This window comes from Limihaloglobus sulfuriphilus (assembly GCF_001999965.1).
GTDB classification, from domain to species: domain Bacteria; phylum Planctomycetota; class Phycisphaerae; order Sedimentisphaerales; family Sedimentisphaeraceae; genus Limihaloglobus; species Limihaloglobus sulfuriphilus.
The window spans coordinates 1,616,648-1,632,758 of the sequence record NZ_CP019646.1; the positions used below are offsets into that span (position 1 = coordinate 1,616,648).

The 16,111-nt window shown below is 45.0% G+C and carries 17 protein-coding genes and 1 tRNA gene; 3 read left to right on the forward strand and 15 right to left on the reverse strand.

The window, feature by feature from the left end; translation table 11 throughout:
- Positions 1 to 41: 41 nt before the first annotated feature.
- Together SMSP2_RS06265 and SMSP2_RS15210 are read right to left on the reverse strand one after the other, a co-directional pair.
- Positions 42 to 848 carry a ComF family protein gene (locus SMSP2_RS06265; protein WP_146683140.1) on the reverse strand — a complete coding sequence of 269 codons (807 nt, stop codon included), beginning with the start codon at positions 846 to 848 and terminating at the stop codon, positions 42 to 44.
- Between the two features lie 67 nt (positions 849 to 915).
- Positions 916 to 1,326, reverse strand: a complete 411-nt coding sequence (locus tag SMSP2_RS15210) for a type IV pilin protein (RefSeq protein WP_146684829.1) — start codon at positions 1,324 to 1,326, stop codon at positions 916 to 918.
- A 239-nt stretch (positions 1,327 to 1,565) separates the two neighbouring features.
- Between SMSP2_RS15210 and SMSP2_RS06275 the strand changes: the two genes are divergently transcribed.
- Positions 1,566 to 2,585 carry a tRNA dihydrouridine synthase gene (locus SMSP2_RS06275; RefSeq protein WP_146683141.1) on the forward strand — a complete coding sequence of 340 codons (1,020 nt, stop codon included), beginning with the start codon at positions 1,566 to 1,568 and terminating at the stop codon, positions 2,583 to 2,585.
- Positions 2,586 to 3,085: 500 nt separating this feature from the next.
- Positions 3,086 to 3,159: transfer RNA gene (locus SMSP2_RS06280), tRNA-Asp, on the forward strand.
- A gap of 57 nt (positions 3,160 to 3,216) precedes the next feature.
- Here SMSP2_RS06280 and SMSP2_RS06285 read toward each other — a convergent pair.
- The 12 genes from SMSP2_RS06285 to istA all read right to left on the reverse strand — a co-directional run bounded on the left by SMSP2_RS06285 (position 3,217) and on the right by istA (position 12,801).
- Positions 3,217 to 4,404 (reverse strand): tyrosine-type recombinase/integrase, encoded by a 1,188-nt coding sequence (locus tag SMSP2_RS06285; RefSeq protein WP_146683142.1) that lies wholly within the window; start codon positions 4,402 to 4,404, stop codon positions 3,217 to 3,219.
- A gap of 83 nt (positions 4,405 to 4,487) precedes the next feature.
- Positions 4,488 to 4,736 carry a hypothetical protein gene (locus SMSP2_RS06290; protein WP_146683143.1) on the reverse strand — a complete coding sequence of 83 codons (249 nt, stop codon included), beginning with the start codon at positions 4,734 to 4,736 and terminating at the stop codon, positions 4,488 to 4,490.
- Entirely contained in the window at positions 4,714 to 5,130 is a 417-nt protein-coding gene (locus SMSP2_RS06295) for a hypothetical protein (RefSeq protein ID WP_146683144.1), read from the reverse strand. The genes SMSP2_RS06290 and SMSP2_RS06295 overlap by 23 nt, the downstream gene beginning before the upstream one ends.
- 13 nt (positions 5,131 to 5,143) lie before the next feature.
- The gene (locus tag SMSP2_RS06300; RefSeq protein ID WP_146683145.1) at positions 5,144 to 5,431 is read right to left on the reverse strand and encodes a hypothetical protein; all 288 of its coding nucleotides are present in this window, start codon (positions 5,429 to 5,431) and stop codon (positions 5,144 to 5,146) included.
- 10 nt (positions 5,432 to 5,441) lie between these two features.
- Positions 5,442 to 6,137, reverse strand: coding sequence for a vWA domain-containing protein (locus SMSP2_RS06305; protein WP_146683146.1), 696 nt, complete (start codon positions 6,135 to 6,137; stop codon positions 5,442 to 5,444).
- Positions 6,138 to 6,197: 60 nt separating this feature from the next.
- On the reverse strand, positions 6,198 to 7,709 hold the full coding sequence (locus SMSP2_RS06310; protein WP_146683147.1) for an Hsp70 family protein: 1,512 nt from the start codon (positions 7,707 to 7,709) through the stop codon (positions 6,198 to 6,200).
- Complete coding sequence (grpE, locus tag SMSP2_RS06315) at positions 7,706 to 8,371, reverse strand: nucleotide exchange factor GrpE (RefSeq protein WP_146683148.1); 666 nt, start codon at positions 8,369 to 8,371, stop codon at positions 7,706 to 7,708. Before grpE ends, SMSP2_RS06310 begins: the two co-directional genes overlap by 4 nt.
- Positions 8,372 to 8,480: 109 nt before the next feature.
- Positions 8,481 to 8,690: a hypothetical protein gene (locus SMSP2_RS06320; RefSeq protein WP_146683149.1), complete on the reverse strand. Its 210-nt coding sequence runs from the start codon at positions 8,688 to 8,690 to the stop codon at positions 8,481 to 8,483.
- 66 nt (positions 8,691 to 8,756) lie between these two features.
- Positions 8,757 to 9,170 (reverse strand): hypothetical protein, encoded by a 414-nt coding sequence (locus SMSP2_RS06325; RefSeq protein ID WP_146683150.1) that lies wholly within the window; start codon positions 9,168 to 9,170, stop codon positions 8,757 to 8,759.
- Positions 9,167 to 10,222 (reverse strand): ATP-binding protein, encoded by a 1,056-nt coding sequence (locus SMSP2_RS06330; RefSeq protein ID WP_146683151.1) that lies wholly within the window; start codon positions 10,220 to 10,222, stop codon positions 9,167 to 9,169. The genes SMSP2_RS06325 and SMSP2_RS06330 overlap by 4 nt, the downstream gene beginning before the upstream one ends.
- A gap of 316 nt (positions 10,223 to 10,538) precedes the next feature.
- Positions 10,539 to 11,306: an IS21-like element helper ATPase IstB gene (gene istB, locus SMSP2_RS06335; RefSeq protein ID WP_146682730.1), complete on the reverse strand. Its 768-nt coding sequence runs from the start codon at positions 11,304 to 11,306 to the stop codon at positions 10,539 to 10,541.
- Between the two features lie 34 nt (positions 11,307 to 11,340).
- A complete protein-coding gene (istA, locus tag SMSP2_RS06340) occupies positions 11,341 to 12,801 on the reverse strand; it encodes an IS21 family transposase (RefSeq protein WP_186804894.1) in 1,461 nt (486 codons plus the stop codon).
- Between the two features lie 45 nt (positions 12,802 to 12,846).
- Between istA and SMSP2_RS06345 the strand changes: the two genes are divergently transcribed.
- Positions 12,847 to 14,703, forward strand: coding sequence for an IS1634 family transposase (locus SMSP2_RS06345; RefSeq protein WP_146683153.1), 1,857 nt, complete (start codon positions 12,847 to 12,849; stop codon positions 14,701 to 14,703).
- 231 nt (positions 14,704 to 14,934) lie between these two features.
- Here the strand turns inward: SMSP2_RS06345 and SMSP2_RS06350 are convergent, their stop codons facing one another.
- Positions 14,935 to 15,678, reverse strand: a complete 744-nt coding sequence (locus SMSP2_RS06350) for a reverse transcriptase domain-containing protein (protein ID WP_222566418.1) — start codon at positions 15,676 to 15,678, stop codon at positions 14,935 to 14,937.
- Positions 15,679 to 16,111: the final 433 nt, after the last annotated feature.

Genomic DNA, 16,111 nt, shown 5'->3' on the forward strand with positions numbered 1-16,111 from the left:
AAAAACCGGCCAATGCAACAGCAAGGATTAAAGGATTTTACTCAATCCCAATATTTTAAAGCTGTACCTGATTTGCGTGAGCTGCTGCCGCCCGCTGTCGCGGCGACCGCCGCCAGGACGCGCCTTGCGCCGGCTTGTTTAAGAACTTTCGCGCATTCGTCAAGCGTGGCGCCGCTGGTACGGACATCATCAATCAGACAGATGGTTTTATCCTGAACGCTGCTGGAATTGCGGATTTTGAAGGCATTTTTTACATTTTTACGCCTTTGAGCAAAGCTCAAACCCGGCTGAGGCCGCGTACGCCGTGTACGGATGAGAAGATTCTTCGTCTTGGCGTCGAAATGCTTGATATTACGGGCAATAAGAAATGATTGATTCCAGCCTCTGCTGATTCGCCTGGTCCAGTGCACCGGAACGGGAGCAAAAAAATCGATCTCTTCATCATTAAAACTGCCGAGCAGTGACGCGTCAATGTACTCGCCAAGCGTTACCGCAAGCTCAGAGCGGCCGGAGAATTTAAGCTGGAGAATCAGATTTTTTAGACAGCCCTGGTAATTTCCAACCCTTGCAACCCCGTCAAAATTGAAGTTTATCTTCGAGCAGAAATCACAACCCTGGGCAGACTCACTGTATTTATCGATATCAGAACCGCATCGTTTGCAATAGTTTCTGGCCACTGAATCATTAAGATCCTGCCAGCAATCTCTGCACAGCTTTTCGTCCGGATCGTCAATACTGCACTCACAAGCCTGACATAAAGGAGGCCATATAAGCGAAATAGCTGGTTTAGCTATGCTGTTTATTAGACCGTGAAACCTTTTAAAAAATCTCGAACCCCAAAAAGACAAACCGGACTACCCCATAAACCATTTAGTTAATGTAAAAAAAATAAAAAAAATGAAATTTTCCTGGTTTCTATTCGGAAGACCAGTTTCCGCTCTGGTCAAGTCTGACTACTTTTGGCTTGCTTGGCATCGACTGACCGCTGTCGGCGTCATCGACATCACACTTAATCGTGTACGTCAATGGATCCATCTCAATACTCTCCAGAGAATAATGGTCTTTAATAAAATATTTCCCGTTAAGGTCGCTCATCAGAAGACCAAGGCAATCCGGATTATCTAAATTTGGCTCTGTACCGCCTTCCCCGTGCTCCATGTGGTAAGTTCTTATTCCAGTTGCAATTATCCCCATAACCGTCTTAGCTTCACTCCACTTTGCAGCATCAACTCTGTCGCGATATATAGGCATTACAACAGCCGCCAGTATCGAAACGATCAAAACGACAGTCATTAACTCTATCAATGTGAATGCTTTAAATCTCATGCGCAACACTCTCCTGAATAAAACGTATTGCTTTGTCCTTTTTTTGTGCTTTTTTTGCTATCTCTAAACCGTTGGTAATTATACCACAAAATTAGCAGCATTTCACTAAAAAAACTTCAGCCTTACAAAAACCGGAGCATTATACGACCTGAAAAATCAAGATATTCTCATTCAGTTACGGATAAAACGTCAGTAAAACATTTACAAATTACAAAAAAGTGGTTAATATTTGCCGCAAAATGAACAACATAACAGGGAAAAAACTCTATATAGGCAGCATCAAACTTGAGATGCCGGTACTTATGGCACCGCTGAGCGGTTATACCGACAGTGCAACCCGCTCAATACTCCGAAATTTCGGCGCGCCGCTGACATTTCCGGGAGTTATGCTGTCAAAATCAGCCGCAAACCCAAAAATTTTAAGGAAACCTGAATATCAGCCTCAACCGTGCGAGAAGCCGGTAGGCGCACAGATTCTCGGTGCGGAACCGAAAATAATGGCGGAGGCGGCGGCCGGCCTTGAAAAGTCCGGTTTTGACCTTATAGACATAAACTTTGCCTGTCCGGCACCAAAGGTTCTCAGAAGAGGCCGCGGCGGGTATATGCTGCGTGACCCGCAATCTGTCCGGGAAGTCTTTCTGGCGGTACGAAATGCTATAAAGGTGCCTCTAACCGTAAAGCTGAGAATAGGTTATGGCGAAGGAGAAGAATCCCGCAGAGCTTTCTGGGAGATCATGGACTTTTTTGCGCAAAATCCGCCTGAACTGACCGTTATTCACGGGCGGACAACTCTGCAAAAATACGGCGGAAAGGCTGACTGGCACCTAATTGCCGAGGCAAAAAAACGTTATCCCCATTTGAAAATTGCCGGCAGCGGCGATATTTTCAGTGTAGAAGACATCATCAGCCGACTGGAGCAGACCGGAATAGACGGCATACTTGTTGCCCGTGGAGCCATAGGCAACCCCTGGATATTTCGTGATGCGGCGGCGGTTTTTCGCGGCGAAGCAAAACCCCAGCCGCCGAGCGTTCAAGAGCAGGGCCGCGTCATGATTGAACACGTATCATTGCTGAGAAAAGTATTTGACCCCTGTAAAAGCGTTCGTTACTTCAGGAAATTTTCAGCAAGATACTGTAAGCTGCACCCGCACCGCAAACGCCCCCAGACGGCACTCATGGCAGCTAAGAATATGGATGATTTTCTTTCTGCTATAAAAACACACTACGGCGTAGAACCGAACACAGACAGCGATTTATAAGTGCTTTAGGCAAATATAATTATCAATAGATGCACAAAACTAATCAAACCAAACACACATCTCCAGCCAATGCCCTGAAATTTTCAGGAGAATAAATATTGACAAACTAACTTGCTTGCTGTTAAATAGATATAAACAGCTCGCAACCCAATCTGTGGGCCTATATGCGGATTAAGCATCTATGCCGGCAGATTTTTATTTTCCGCGTGCCTGGCAGGTTAAGTCTTTATGCCTGCCAGGACAATAAAAAATTAAGGCCCTCACCACAGGGTCTTTTTAGTTTTGTCTGCTCTCTTATAATTTAATCGGACTAAGAACCTATGGTATGTTAAATTTACTATTAAAATGCTGTAAATTGCGTTTAAATCAAAGGTGATAAACGCGATTATAAAAGGCTTCTATTAACAGGCTTACAATCGGTGAAACAAATTTTATTTTTTTAATAGAAAAGGTATTGACACGATTGCATGTTTTTCTTATCATTTGCAAACCTTTAGCGAGGGGCCGTAGCTCAATTGGTTAGAGCATCGGACTGTCGATCCGAAGGCTGAGGGTTCGAGTCCCTTCGGCCTCGCTTCTTAAAGCCTTGTAAGTCAGTGACTTACGAGGCTTTTTCTTTTTTAGGCATGCCTTAAAAATCACCTGCGTGCCAAGTGCGTGCCAAAATGTCACCGAAGCCTTCAGTGACCGCATCACGTGCCCGACCAACCAAATTATCTTCAACCGCCAGATAAAACTGTTGGGTTGTCTCAAATTTGGCATGGCCGGCAATAGTCATCAGATCATACTTACTCAGACCTCTGGCAAGCATCCTGCTCAAACCAGTTCTTCGTAAGTCGTGAAACTCGCCTTTGTCAATGCCCGCCAACGTCAAGATTCTCTTGAACTGACGGGTGAAATTGTTGATCACCTTGATTCTTGCCGAACTTAATGTCCAGCTACCTCGCTTGCGGAGTTTTTGGATATGATCATATCGCTGCGGAGGCAAAAACACATAAGGATAACCTACTGGGCGTTCAGCCTGGAGCTGGATCAGTAATCTAATTGCCAAATCTGTTAGGGGCAGAATTCGACAATCAGTATCTTTTACGTGCCACTCCCAGGTTTCTTCAGTATCTCGCTTAGGGCTAACCTCAATAGTTTTTTTCTCAAAATCAATGTCACTCCAAACGGTATTTAACAATTCACTCTTTCGCATTGCAGTTACCAACGCAATAGTGATCAACAAATCCCATTGTAATACAGATTTTTTCTGAATTTTACGAGAAGATTCTAAGATGTTGCTACATTCATCAGTAGTGTATACCCTTACCTTTTTCTTAGGTACCTTAGGGGACTTCACGTATTTCAAAGGATTATCATCAAGCTGTCCTCTCTGGACTGCCAGTTGGAAAAACCGTCTGATTTGACGTAGCTTTTTCGCGGTAGTTGCAGGACTATTACCTTCATCAAGGCAATTCTGAAGAAAAACTTCACCATGCCTATGCGTAACATTTTGATAATCTATATTACCTACTGCATTTATAAAATCATTCATAGATGCCCTGTATTCTACCTGAGTGCTTTCTCTTATCTGGCTTCCTGTGCGTAAAAGGCTGTTTTCCAAGAACTTACTAAGCTTCATTGATTCAGGTTCAATAATACCCATCCTCAATTCCTGCTCTTTATGCGTTCGTTGGCGTTCAGCCTTCCGCCGGTTGGAATGTCCTAATGAAATCCGATGTCGTTTGTTAAATTCATCAAGATAATCTAAATAATATGTAAAACTCTGGCCATCACGAGATGACCTTGTTCGTAAATTTACCAATTGTTTGCTCATAGCTTATCTCCTTTCTATCGAGCAACAACCGGTAAAACCGATCTGCCAGTCATTATACTCGACATAAGGTAGTAGCGCAAATCTTATTTTTTTGAAATTGTAATTTCTTCAATCCATTGCCTTATGGCGTTTACTGGATAAAGAGGTTGGCGACATATGTGGATATATGGCAAATCATGGACCCGCTTTAGGTGGGCTATTACATTATGATAATCCTCTGCTTTGCTAACCGCAGGAATACGGAGATATTCGATTAGTTCTTGCTCAGTAAGTAGATCTGAACACACTGAACCATCCGGAGGTATGACATTATCGGTTTGTTCGTCTTTCATGATTTTCTCCAGTTAAACGGATATCTTTTCTACTTGACATTAACGATCTCAGCTTGAGTTTTTCAGGGTATTCTCGGTCTACTTTTTTTAGTCTCCGACGCTCGCGCTGTTCAGGATTAATGAAAAACCGTGGGGCAAGGGCCAGGAAGATACTTACAAGTATTAAAATACCAAGGGCAGTATATGACAGCAGGATAGTCTTTAGTACCGGCTCGTTTTTGGGTAAATCATTGATTTTTGAGGACATGCCGATAATCGCCAACATGGCAATAGCTGTTGACATCACGAGGGAAAATGCTCCGCCACGATGAAATACTGTTTCTACAGGCTTCTTTATCGCTGCTACCAAAACTATAAAAACAATGGTAAATACTACATATACAACAGGTTCCATTGTTAGGGTCCTTTCATTTGAGGTTAATAAATAGTCCAAACGTCATTCTGAGAGTTGCAGTCATCAACAAGGCTATAATGAGTTTTCCTTTTTCGGATAATGGCTTGCTTGTTTTGGTGAACCTTGGTAGCTGTGCTGTTACCATATCAACAATCGGTGTACCAGCGGTATCAAATGGTCTCAGCCACTGGATATTCCTCCAGGTAAAGAGCAGTCGTACCTGAAGGAAGAACATTATGATATCAAGACCAACGCATATAAAGTAGATAATACACATCAATAAATATACTAAAGCTGTCATGATTATCCTCCTATAAAGGCATAATATGGGTTGCCAATGATTCGTATTTGCTGATCAGTTGATCCTGATCTCCTATGAAACAATACCTGACTGATCCATCGGGGTTTTGAGATGCAATCATTCGAAGCAGATTTTCGTCTACGTCTTTCGGGGCACCCCCGATACCGATACAATCGATGATAACGCCGATGTCTTTCAGCCGTTGGGCTACAGTCGCTGGAGAACCTCCACCGTTATGCTGGCCGTCTGTCAGCAGGATTATCCGTTTGTGATTATTATCCATTATTTTCTTAGGTTTCATCTCAAAGAACAATCCCGTCAGCATATCTGAAACGGGGTTTCCCGTTGGCTGGATCATTTTGTCGGCGAAGCATTTTTCAGCCAGATTAAGTGCTGCTACAAAATTTGTGCCGTCTGACTTGACCCGTGTTTCCAGGGCTCTTATTAAGTTTTCATGTCCGCTTTTCAGGCATACCGGTGCATGCATCAATTTTGCGACATTACCAAACCCTATTATCCCAACTCTGTCATCGGGGAATAATTTTAGTTTCTTTTTTATCAGCTCCGTATTGGCCGTTATAGCACCTGATAATCTTGTGGGTTTCCAGTCGTTAAAATCCATTGAAGGTGAGAAGTCGATCGCGGTCAGCGTGGTTTCTCCCTTTGCCTCTGAATGAACTCTATTTGCAAATCCTGTGTAATTCATGTCAATATTCCTTTAAGAATTGGCAGGCAGCTATAACACTGCCTGCCTTTTGTTATTGTTTCAGGCCGCCTGCGAACCATCCTGGTTCTTGCCCGAATAATCGTAGGCAATCTCCATCTCAGCAGTCTTGCCACTTGCGGTATCACGTGCCTTTGCCGTCAAAAGACCGTTGCTGTCCAATGAGAAGGTGACCTCGATCCTGCCTATCATATCCGGGCGGACTGGAAGGCCATTAAGGTCGAAATGGCCTATGCTCAGGCACCGGTCGGCGTTTTTGCCATCTTCGCCTTCCAGTATCTTGATTGTAACGGCAGTCTGATCAGGCTGGGCAAGCTTGAACAGCCGGGTCTGTATTGACGGTACTGGTGTTTTCTCTGGAAGTATCTCACTGCATACTTCATTGCCTTGCTCATCCAAAGCCATTACTCCAACCGAATAGCTCAGGATATCATGGAGGATCGTTACTGGTGCCGGCAATACGACTTCGCCGCATTTATATGATTTTCCCTGTCGGCTATACTCAATCCGACCGGCAAGTACCGCACCCATAGCAGCTGCAACATGCGGTTCACACCTGCGTGAAACCTTTTTGCCGGTAACCTCCTCAAGCAGCTCTTTGATTATGGGCATCATGGAACCGCCGCCGACAGCGTACACTTCATCTATCTGAGACATATCCAGATTAGCACCTGCAATGACCTTTTCGGTTGTTACAATGGTCTTTTTGGCAATATCGGTTACCCAGGAGTTAAACTGATCTCTTGATACGGACATATTCAACTGGTTACCCTCGCAAGAAAGAACAATCTGCGACTGTGTCTTTATAGAGAGACTGATCTTGAGTTGTTCTATCCTCTGAGTCATCTCCTGGAAAAATATAGGGTGTTTCTCTTTTGATGGTCTAAAGCTATTGGTATTTTCAAACTCATCCAGAAGCTTCTCGCCAACCCGGTCATTAAAGTCTCTTCCGCCGACATTGGGGTCACCGCCGGTAGCGATAATCTCGCAGACGTTGCCGGTTGATCGAACGATAGAGACATCAAATGTTCCACCGCCAAGGTCAAAGACAAGTGCAGTACAGTTGTTTCTTTTATGGAGTTCATTACCCAGAGCCGCAGCGGTCGGCTCATGCGGTAACAGGATTGCCTTAATGCCAGCCTTAGCGGCGGCATCGATTGTCTGCTGTTTCTGAGCTTCTGTATAGTTGGCGGGGACGGTAATCACGGCCTCATTAACAACCTGGTCAGTCTTGATCTCTATGCTGTCCTTAGCATCAGCAAGCAGGATCGCCAGTATGTCCATTGCCCTGTAGGCGGTACCATCGTCAGATGAATGCAGCACTGCATCTGTACCCATACTCCTCTTCCAGTTGGTAACAAGCCGATCCGGTTCTGCAAAACCGGCGTTCAAGGCTTCTGTACCAACTATTGGCGGTCCCTCTGCCTGGAAGAACACGGCACTTGGTGTGAATGGCTCACCAAACCTGTTGGTGATTAACTGCGGAACACCGGTAACACCTGGCTCTGCAAATTTGAACCGTGAGTTTCCTGCGTCAATACCTGGAATAATCATTTTTGATTCCTTTCGATAGAGGTTATATTAGTTTCTGATGCCTGGTACTCGAAAAGTGAAATAGTTTCAAGCCTCAGCATCCTTTGGCTGCCCATACTGAATCCCACCTGAAGGGATTGAGCAACACATTTATCAAGTTCTTTATTTGTTGTTGGTATTTTTTCGATTGGCTTCATCAGCTTCGCGTCGAATTTATCGTCTGTTTGATGCCTGATGATATCAACATCGTAAACAGACAGAAACTGCAGCATCTGACTCCAGAGAGCATCTAAAAAGTCATCTGCTTTGCAATCTGCATCTGCCCGGTGTCTGCGAGTATCTTCTACAAGATCAAACACGGGGAACAATGACCTGACAATCGGCTGGATCACACTTTGATCATAATGTTCTTTTGACAGGATGCGGGTTGTTTCGACAGTGCTTTCAAGGAGTTTTCCGATTGATGAAATATCTTCCAACTCCTTTCTAATGCCTTGAGCATCATAGATGCTTTGCTGCTGTTTTGTGTCAACCTGACTCAGCTGATTAGATAGCTGCACGACATTATCTGACATCGTATGCAGGTTATTCTTCACAGATTCGTCGATAAAAAGCCCAAGATTTTGAAACAATCTTGCTGCCATAGAGGCACTCTGCTCTAAGATGTTTTTCTTTTCTTCCATAATTGTCCTTCCTAAAATTATTATTCATTATTGATTAGTCAGTTGCTTGAGCAACTACATCTGTCTATACCCCTACACTCCACTCAAAAAGGGTTGTGTATGGGAAAAATTATTTTTTTGTAATAATCTTTACCACTGCAACGATTGTGACACATATAAGCCCAAGAAACATAAGACCATACACCGGATCTTCAAGGTAGTAAGGAAGTCTTATATTCAGGGAGATATCATCCACGTTTCTGGCCAACTTGACGCCAAGTGTGACCAGAAATATAAGAATTGCTGCTGTCAGAATATTTGCCCATTTGATTTTCATCATTCCGTTCCTTATTAACGTTTATTTATTGTTTATTATTTATCCATTAGCCGGGATAAATAACGATATTTAATTCATAAGTTCTTTATTTAGATGGTTTAGTAACAATATACAAATCTGCTCTCCGCCGGGTCTAAGGCCAGAACATCTGAGTCTTGCCTTGACCTCTTTCTGAACCTTCTTGCTGGGTACAACAATAATCAAGGGGATGCCTAATCGCTCGGCTTTGGCAGCGTTGGTCAAGACATATCTTGGCGTGGTTTCAATCTCCACAAATATCATAGCCTCGCCCCGTCGGGCCAGAATATCCACAAAATCCAACCTGCCGTCAGGGAGTTTTTCCGGATGTTCCAGCCTGGTTTCAAAGCCGGCCCTGTTGAGAAGACTTTCCGTCTGAAGGGCAAGATGGGTATGGAGTTTGCCACCCCTTAGAAAGAAAGCTATTACAGCCACTATTGACAGTGCAAAGATAGCATAATTCATGATTGTTCTCCGTATTTTTCTATAGCTTGAATTCCTTCCGGGAGGGCTTCGAGCAAAATAGTACTCCTGCCTCGGCCTCCGGTTTCGAGGACGTTCTCTTTTATATACTTCATATCGATTAGTTTTTTTCGGACATCACGAGCCTTATTGGGGCTTATGCCCGCTATTTTGGGGTACTCACTTGAAGGCTTCATTGGAGTGTCAACGACAGCTTTACAGAATAAATATTCCTGCTTACTCTCAAATACTCTGGGGATGGTAACCCTGCGGCTGGTCAGGGCGATTTTGGGGGATGAAGGCCAGTCTGCGAATTCCTTAGCTGGAATAACTTTAAGTTCTGGAAATGGGTTGGCCCGATCTGTATCGACCCCAGTATTACGGTTAAGGTTCATTTTGGGGATGCTGAATACGAATGGATGCCTCCACTGACCCTCTCCAAGCTGACCAATAAACGTACCAGGATTGAGATTGTGCTGGGCCCAGTGAATCATCTCACTGCTTAGGCCCATACTGGAACCTGCGGAACTGTAATCAGTAAAGCTTCCGCATCTGCCCATAATTTTAGTTGACGTATTGCTTATGACTTGGGGGAGCAGACTGGACGTACTCTGCAGACTCAGGTCAACCCCTATACCCGTCCCTCGAACGAGACCAATCAGATCAGCGATTGCCGAAGAATTACAGCATAATTTCTGTGCCTCATCTATATATATTAACAGGTCCATCTTTGGGTTGGAGATCCCTCTTGCAACCCTTGAAATGAATTCAGAAAGTATCAATGTATTAAGAATGAGATTCTTATCCACCTCCGAACAACCTGCAAGTTCGAATGCTATATGATAACCTGCGAGGTCAGTTGACCTCCAGCCGTACCTGTAACCCAATACGTCTGGCTCAAGCGAGCGCAAAATCGGTTCGAGGTTATCAACAATCGCAATTCTGGCCTGATGGTTCAAATCTTTATCAGCTTTTACAGACTCAAACAGATCAAAAAGTGTTGGGTATTGGTTTTGGGTTCCATCATAAATACGAAACAGTTCATATAACTTCACTTGTAGTAACTTGCTTGCTCTAGGAGGCAAATCCAAGGTCTCAACCAAAGTGTCGCAGATACGAGTGTCAATCGGCGCTTTAAATTAGGTCACTATGAGCGCGTTCAAAATGGGTCAGTTAAACCAGTTGTTATTTACTATTTTTACTCTCATTTGTCAAGTTGGATTTGGATAAAACGATTATTTTCGACGTTATTGGGCAGATACGCCAGGCCTGTTTCGCCCGGACCGGCGGCCGGGTGAGAATGGGCCACCCAAAAAGCTCGTCGGAACCTGGCCGCCGCAAGCCGGGCGGGACAGGCCGGTTAAGACTGAGTCAGCCCTCATGGCCGGCTCTTTTCTCACAGGCACCATGCTCGGCACGGTCCTTGAGTCGGTAGCTGCGGCCTGTGATGTTGATGATCTCAGCATGATGCAAAAACCTGTCCAGGATTGCGGTTGCCGATGGTACATCGCCAATTAGCTTGCCCCAGTCTTCCAGCGGCCTGTTGGAGGTCATCATCGTGGATTTGTTTTCATGTCGCCGCATAATGATCTCCAGCAGATACTCGCCGCAGCGTTTTGGCAGATGCTTGATGCCCATGTCATCGATTATCAGCAGCTCCGGCTTGAGATATCTGTTCATTACCTTATCCTGACAGGCAAAGGCATCTTCGTGCAGAAAATCCCTGGCAACATCAAATATCGAGCGGTACCGCACAGCCATGCCTGCCTTGACTGCCTGATAGCCTATCGCCTGACACAAATGACTCTTGCCCACACCCGGAGGGCCAAGCAGCAGAACATCAACGCCCTCACTGATAAAGCGGCATGTGGCCATATCAAATATCCGGCTTCTTTTAATCGAAGTATTGAACTGCCAGTCAAACTCCTCCAGTGTCTTGAGTTCTCTAAACCCGGCAGCCTTAATACCCCTTTGGATCTGGCGATGCTTTCTGACCAGCATCTCATCCTGCAGGATCAGTTCTAAAAACTCAGCATGAGTGAGGCTGTTGCCGGCTGCCTCCTGCAATCGAACTTCAAGTGTCTCAAGCATACCTGACAACCTTAGTGATTTTAATGTGTTATGCAGTGAATTGTTCATAATAATCTGCTCCTGAATAAGTTATGATTATTGTTCAGCCCAGAACCTCTCTTACGAATTCTCCGTAACTGGAGATATCTCTGATAATAGGGTGCTCATCTATAAATTCCATCTGGAGCTGCCTGTCACCGCCGTGTTTAATAATACTCCTGATGGTCTTCAATCGAAAAGCATTGTGGCTTAACGCTATTTTACATGCATTATCGATTTTGTTACCGTTATAGGTATTGGTCATATTCAGCAAGCCCAGAAGTACGCGGATACCAGGTATTCCTCTGGCCTCAAGCATCTGCCGGGCCCATCTCTGGGCATTCTCACCTATCAGACTGACTCGTTCAAGCATCCATACAACGCCGTTTTCTATCTTTGTTCTTTTCTCTGAATGAATATGTCCGTCCTGAGTCTGGAATCTGCCCGGCTCAACTTTAGCGTGAACAACAATCTGCTCCATGCTGCGGTTAAATACTCTTACCATATGGCCGTCCCATCTTGCCCATACCTTGCGGCCGGTATATTCCGGAGGCACCGAGTAATAGGTCCTCTCTACCTCTATATGGCCGTCCCTGTGAACGGACCGCTGAGCTTCTGTAAATGAAGGAAACCTTCCAACCGGAAGCCTCAATAAAGCAGGCTTTTCCTGTTCTGTGAACAATTTGCCTACCTGCTTGCGGGTAGTGCCGTGAATACGGGTATCGGCAATACGGCTCTCCCAGCTGAGAAGAAACTGATTCTGCTCTGAGAGGCTCTTAAAGCTGCGGCCCTTGAGGGCGTTATTTTTGACATATGCTACTGCTTTTTCAACCTTACCCTTGTGTCTTGGGGTATACGGCTTACAGGGTAAAATGGCGGTACCGTAATGACGGCAGAATGACACTATTTTTGGGTGTATCTCAGGATCATACCAGTCAGCTTTGTTTACAGCAGCTTTAAGATTATCTATTATCAGTGTTTGCGGAACACCGCCAAAGTGGTGAAAAGCGTTTTCCAGGCAATTTATAAAGTTATCGCCGGTCTGCCTGAAAACTGCCTCGCTGTAGGATTTACGGGAGAAGCTAAGCACTACCCGTATTACATGAGTTCTTTTTCGTCTGCCATCTTTCGTTATTACCGGTGCACCCGTACCAAAATCTATCTGAGCCTCTTCACCGGGCCTGCATTCAAGACGCCTGAACGGAACAGGCGAATTTTTACTGAGGCGGTTGACAAACCTGCGAACGCTGTGGTAGCTGACATCAGAGCCGTGGTCGTCACGAAGATCCTGCCATATACGCCGGCGGCTGAGCCCCATATCCAGCTTGTTCTTAATTATTTCACGGTAAGGCTCACAATTGCTTACCGGACCGGTTGAGCTTTGGGCCACCGACCCGGGAGGCGCGTTAGTGACCTGTTTTGAATTATCATTGTCTGATTTTGCATACTTACGCACCGTATCCAGGTGGATGCCAAGCTCTCTGGATATACGCCTGCAAGACCAGTTACGCTCTCTTAACCCCAATTTCTCACTTAGGTCTCGAAACCGGTAAAAATAAAAATATTTTCGATGTTTCTGGCCTTTGAGGGGTGTTTCGATTCTGGATTTGGCTTTGGTACAGACCTGCCCTATTGCATAGGTGAATTTCTATGCGATAATTTGGGTATGTATTTGAAAAAGCACAGGCGTAAAAAGAACGGTAAATGCAACACCTATTACAGTATTGCTGAGAAGCGGAAGGTCTCCGGTAATCGGCATGTGGAGAAGGTGGTTCTTTACCTTGGTGAGATCAGCGACTCTCAAAAGAAGGCCTGGCAGAGATCAATTGAGATAATCAACGAAGATAACAAACCTGTACACAAAACCCTTTTTGCTTTTGATCAGGACAACCAGAGCTGTCACGATGTTGATACGATACCGGTTAACATCTCAAAGATGAGACTGGAACGACCGCGTAGGTTTGGCGATTGCTGGCTGGCTTCTGAGATGTGGGATCAGCTTGGTTTTGACCGCTTCTGGTCAGAGCGGATTGATACAGACAGATCGCCGGTCGCATTCTCAAAAGTCCTCAAGTTGCTTACGGTGAGCAGGCTGATAAAACCTTCTGCCGAATACTTTGTCCATCAGCACTGGTTCAGCCAGAGTGCTATGGACGCCATCCTTGATTGTGATTTTGAGATTGCCGAGAAAAACAGGCTCTACCGTTGTCTTGACCGTATCCTTCCATACAAAGACGAACTTTGCAAATACCTTAAAGACACCTGGCAAGGAATGTTCAACCTTGAGTACGACATCCTGCTCTATGATATCACCAGCACGTATTTCGAGGGGCTATGCAAGCAGAATCCCAAGGCAGAATTCGGCCACAGCAAAGACAGACGCAGTGATTGCAGACAGGTGCTGATAGCCCTTGTTGTTACGCCGGAGGGCTTTCCTCTTGACTATGAAGTACTTCAGGGAAATACATCTGAAAAGACGACATTAAGACCCCTGCTCAACAAGATAGAAACAATGTACGGCAAGGCCAACAGGGTCTGGCTGATGGACAGGGGCATACCAACGGAAGCTACGCTCAAGTTCATGCGTAAGAACAATATAAGCTATCTTGTTGGCACACCCCGCAGACAGCTCGATGATTATAGCAGTGAACTTTCTCAAAAGGACTGGGAGCAGGTAAACAGCAGTGTTCATGTGAAATACATCGAAAAAGAGGGCGAATGCTATGTCCTTGCCAGGAGCAGGGATCGTATGCAAAAGGAGAGGGCCATGCGTAAAAGAAAACTGCGTAAATATCTTGACGGACTTGAAAAACTCAAGGGATATCGCAATTATGAACGTTTTTATAAACGCCTTGGGGCTTTGCAATCGCAGGCCGGTAAAGCTTATAGATGTGTGGAGCTCAATATTCCGGGGCAAAAGGAGCGGATTGAAGCCGGCGAATTCAGGTATCACATAAACCGGCAGAAATACCGTGATATGATCTATCGTGACGGCAAGTACTTTTTGCGGACCAATCAGAAGGGCAAGGATGGTAAGGCACTCTGGAATGAGTATATGCTGCAGTGCAACGTTGAGCAGTCTTTCAGAGAACTCAAGAGTGATCTTGGCATTCGCCCTGTATATCACCATAAAGAAGAGCGTGTTGATGCCCATATCTTTGTGGCGTTTATAAGTTATTGCCTGCAGGTGACATTGCGGCATAAGCTGCGGGTGAGTGCCTGCGGCCTGACCGCACAGGCTGCCCTGGAAACGATGAGCCGTATCCAGATGCTTGATGTGACATTTGAAACACTTGACGGTCGGTACCTCTTGATGGAGAGGTACACCGAGCCCGAGGCAGATCAGCGTCTGATACTGCACCACCTGAACATGGATCTGCCGCTGCAGAAGCCACCCAAAATATACAGCAGCCAGGTCAAAGATTAAGACCCCCTTTGGCGACACACCAACACCGCGGGCGCTACCATAAACCCTGTTTTACACCCCTAAGTGAGAAATTGGGGTTAATGTCTGTATTACACTTCTTTTAGTCATTTTTAGATAGTTCGCCATAAAGACCTCCGTTATATTTTCGATAATATCGATAATATAACGACTCTAAGGCAAAAACTTCCTTTCAAAATGACCTATTTTGACCCGCTCATTACTGACCTGTTTTCAGCGCCGCTTAACACCCACCATTTCACGAACTCGTATTCGAATATCTTTAACCTTTTGGGGACTGATTGCAGGATTAAAACCAACAAAACAGTTTCCCCTGCGGTCAATCGTTTGACGGCCTCGAAATTCAAATCCCAGAAAGTTAAATTTGGTATTATGATACACTTTCCGGCGTCGTCTATCTTTGCAATAGACGATTTGAGTTTTGTCTGGGTGAAGTTCCAATCTGCAGGCATTAAAACGTTCTCGAAGATTTGCCAGAAGATTCTCTGCCTGCTGCTCAGTCACACAATGGCAAACTATATCATCTGCATAACGTTCAAATCGGATATCAGGCCAATGCCTGACCATCCAGACATCAAACGCATAATGCAGAAACAGGTTTGCCAGTAGTGGGCTTATGACACCTCCCTGAGGAGTCCCACATGAACTCTGTTCAAGAGTGCCATCAGCTTGCATTACCGGTGCTTTAAGCCAGCGTTGGATATAAATTAAATGCCAGCGACAATCAGTATGTTTACGCACCGCTTTCATTAACAACTCATGGCTGATTGAATCAAAGAATCCTTTGATATCCAGATCAAGTACCCAATCCTGCTGCCAACAATTTATACGGGCTGCGCCAACAGCTTCAAGAGCTGACTTATTGGGACGATACCCATAAGACCAACTGTGAAATATTGGTTCCAGTTTTGGCTCAAGTTCCAATTTAACCACCATCTGGGCTATTCTATCACCCACCGTTGGAATACCTAACGGTCGGGTGCTACCACTTGTTTTTAGGGATATTTACCCTTCGCACTGGTGGTGGAAAATAACTGCCTGATGACAATCGGTTCCAGAGCTTATAGAGGTTGCCTTTGAGATTCTTTTCAAATTCTTCCAAAGACACTCCATCTACTCCGCAACTGCCACGGTTCGCTTTGACATACTGGTATGCTTTCCACACCGTATTCTTAGAAATAACAAAAGATTTTGGTCTTGTCTTATTCACATTGTTCCTCCCATTGCTGGTTGACAATATTATAAGACTGGATGAGGTATCCCCTTGGCTCCTACCCCATTACAGGACAATCAACGCTACTACGGGATACTCCGCCCCTGTGCTTCGCATTGGTACTCTGGCACTTATAGCTGTAACTATTTGTGCGGCTCCCTTGACATCGAAGCGACA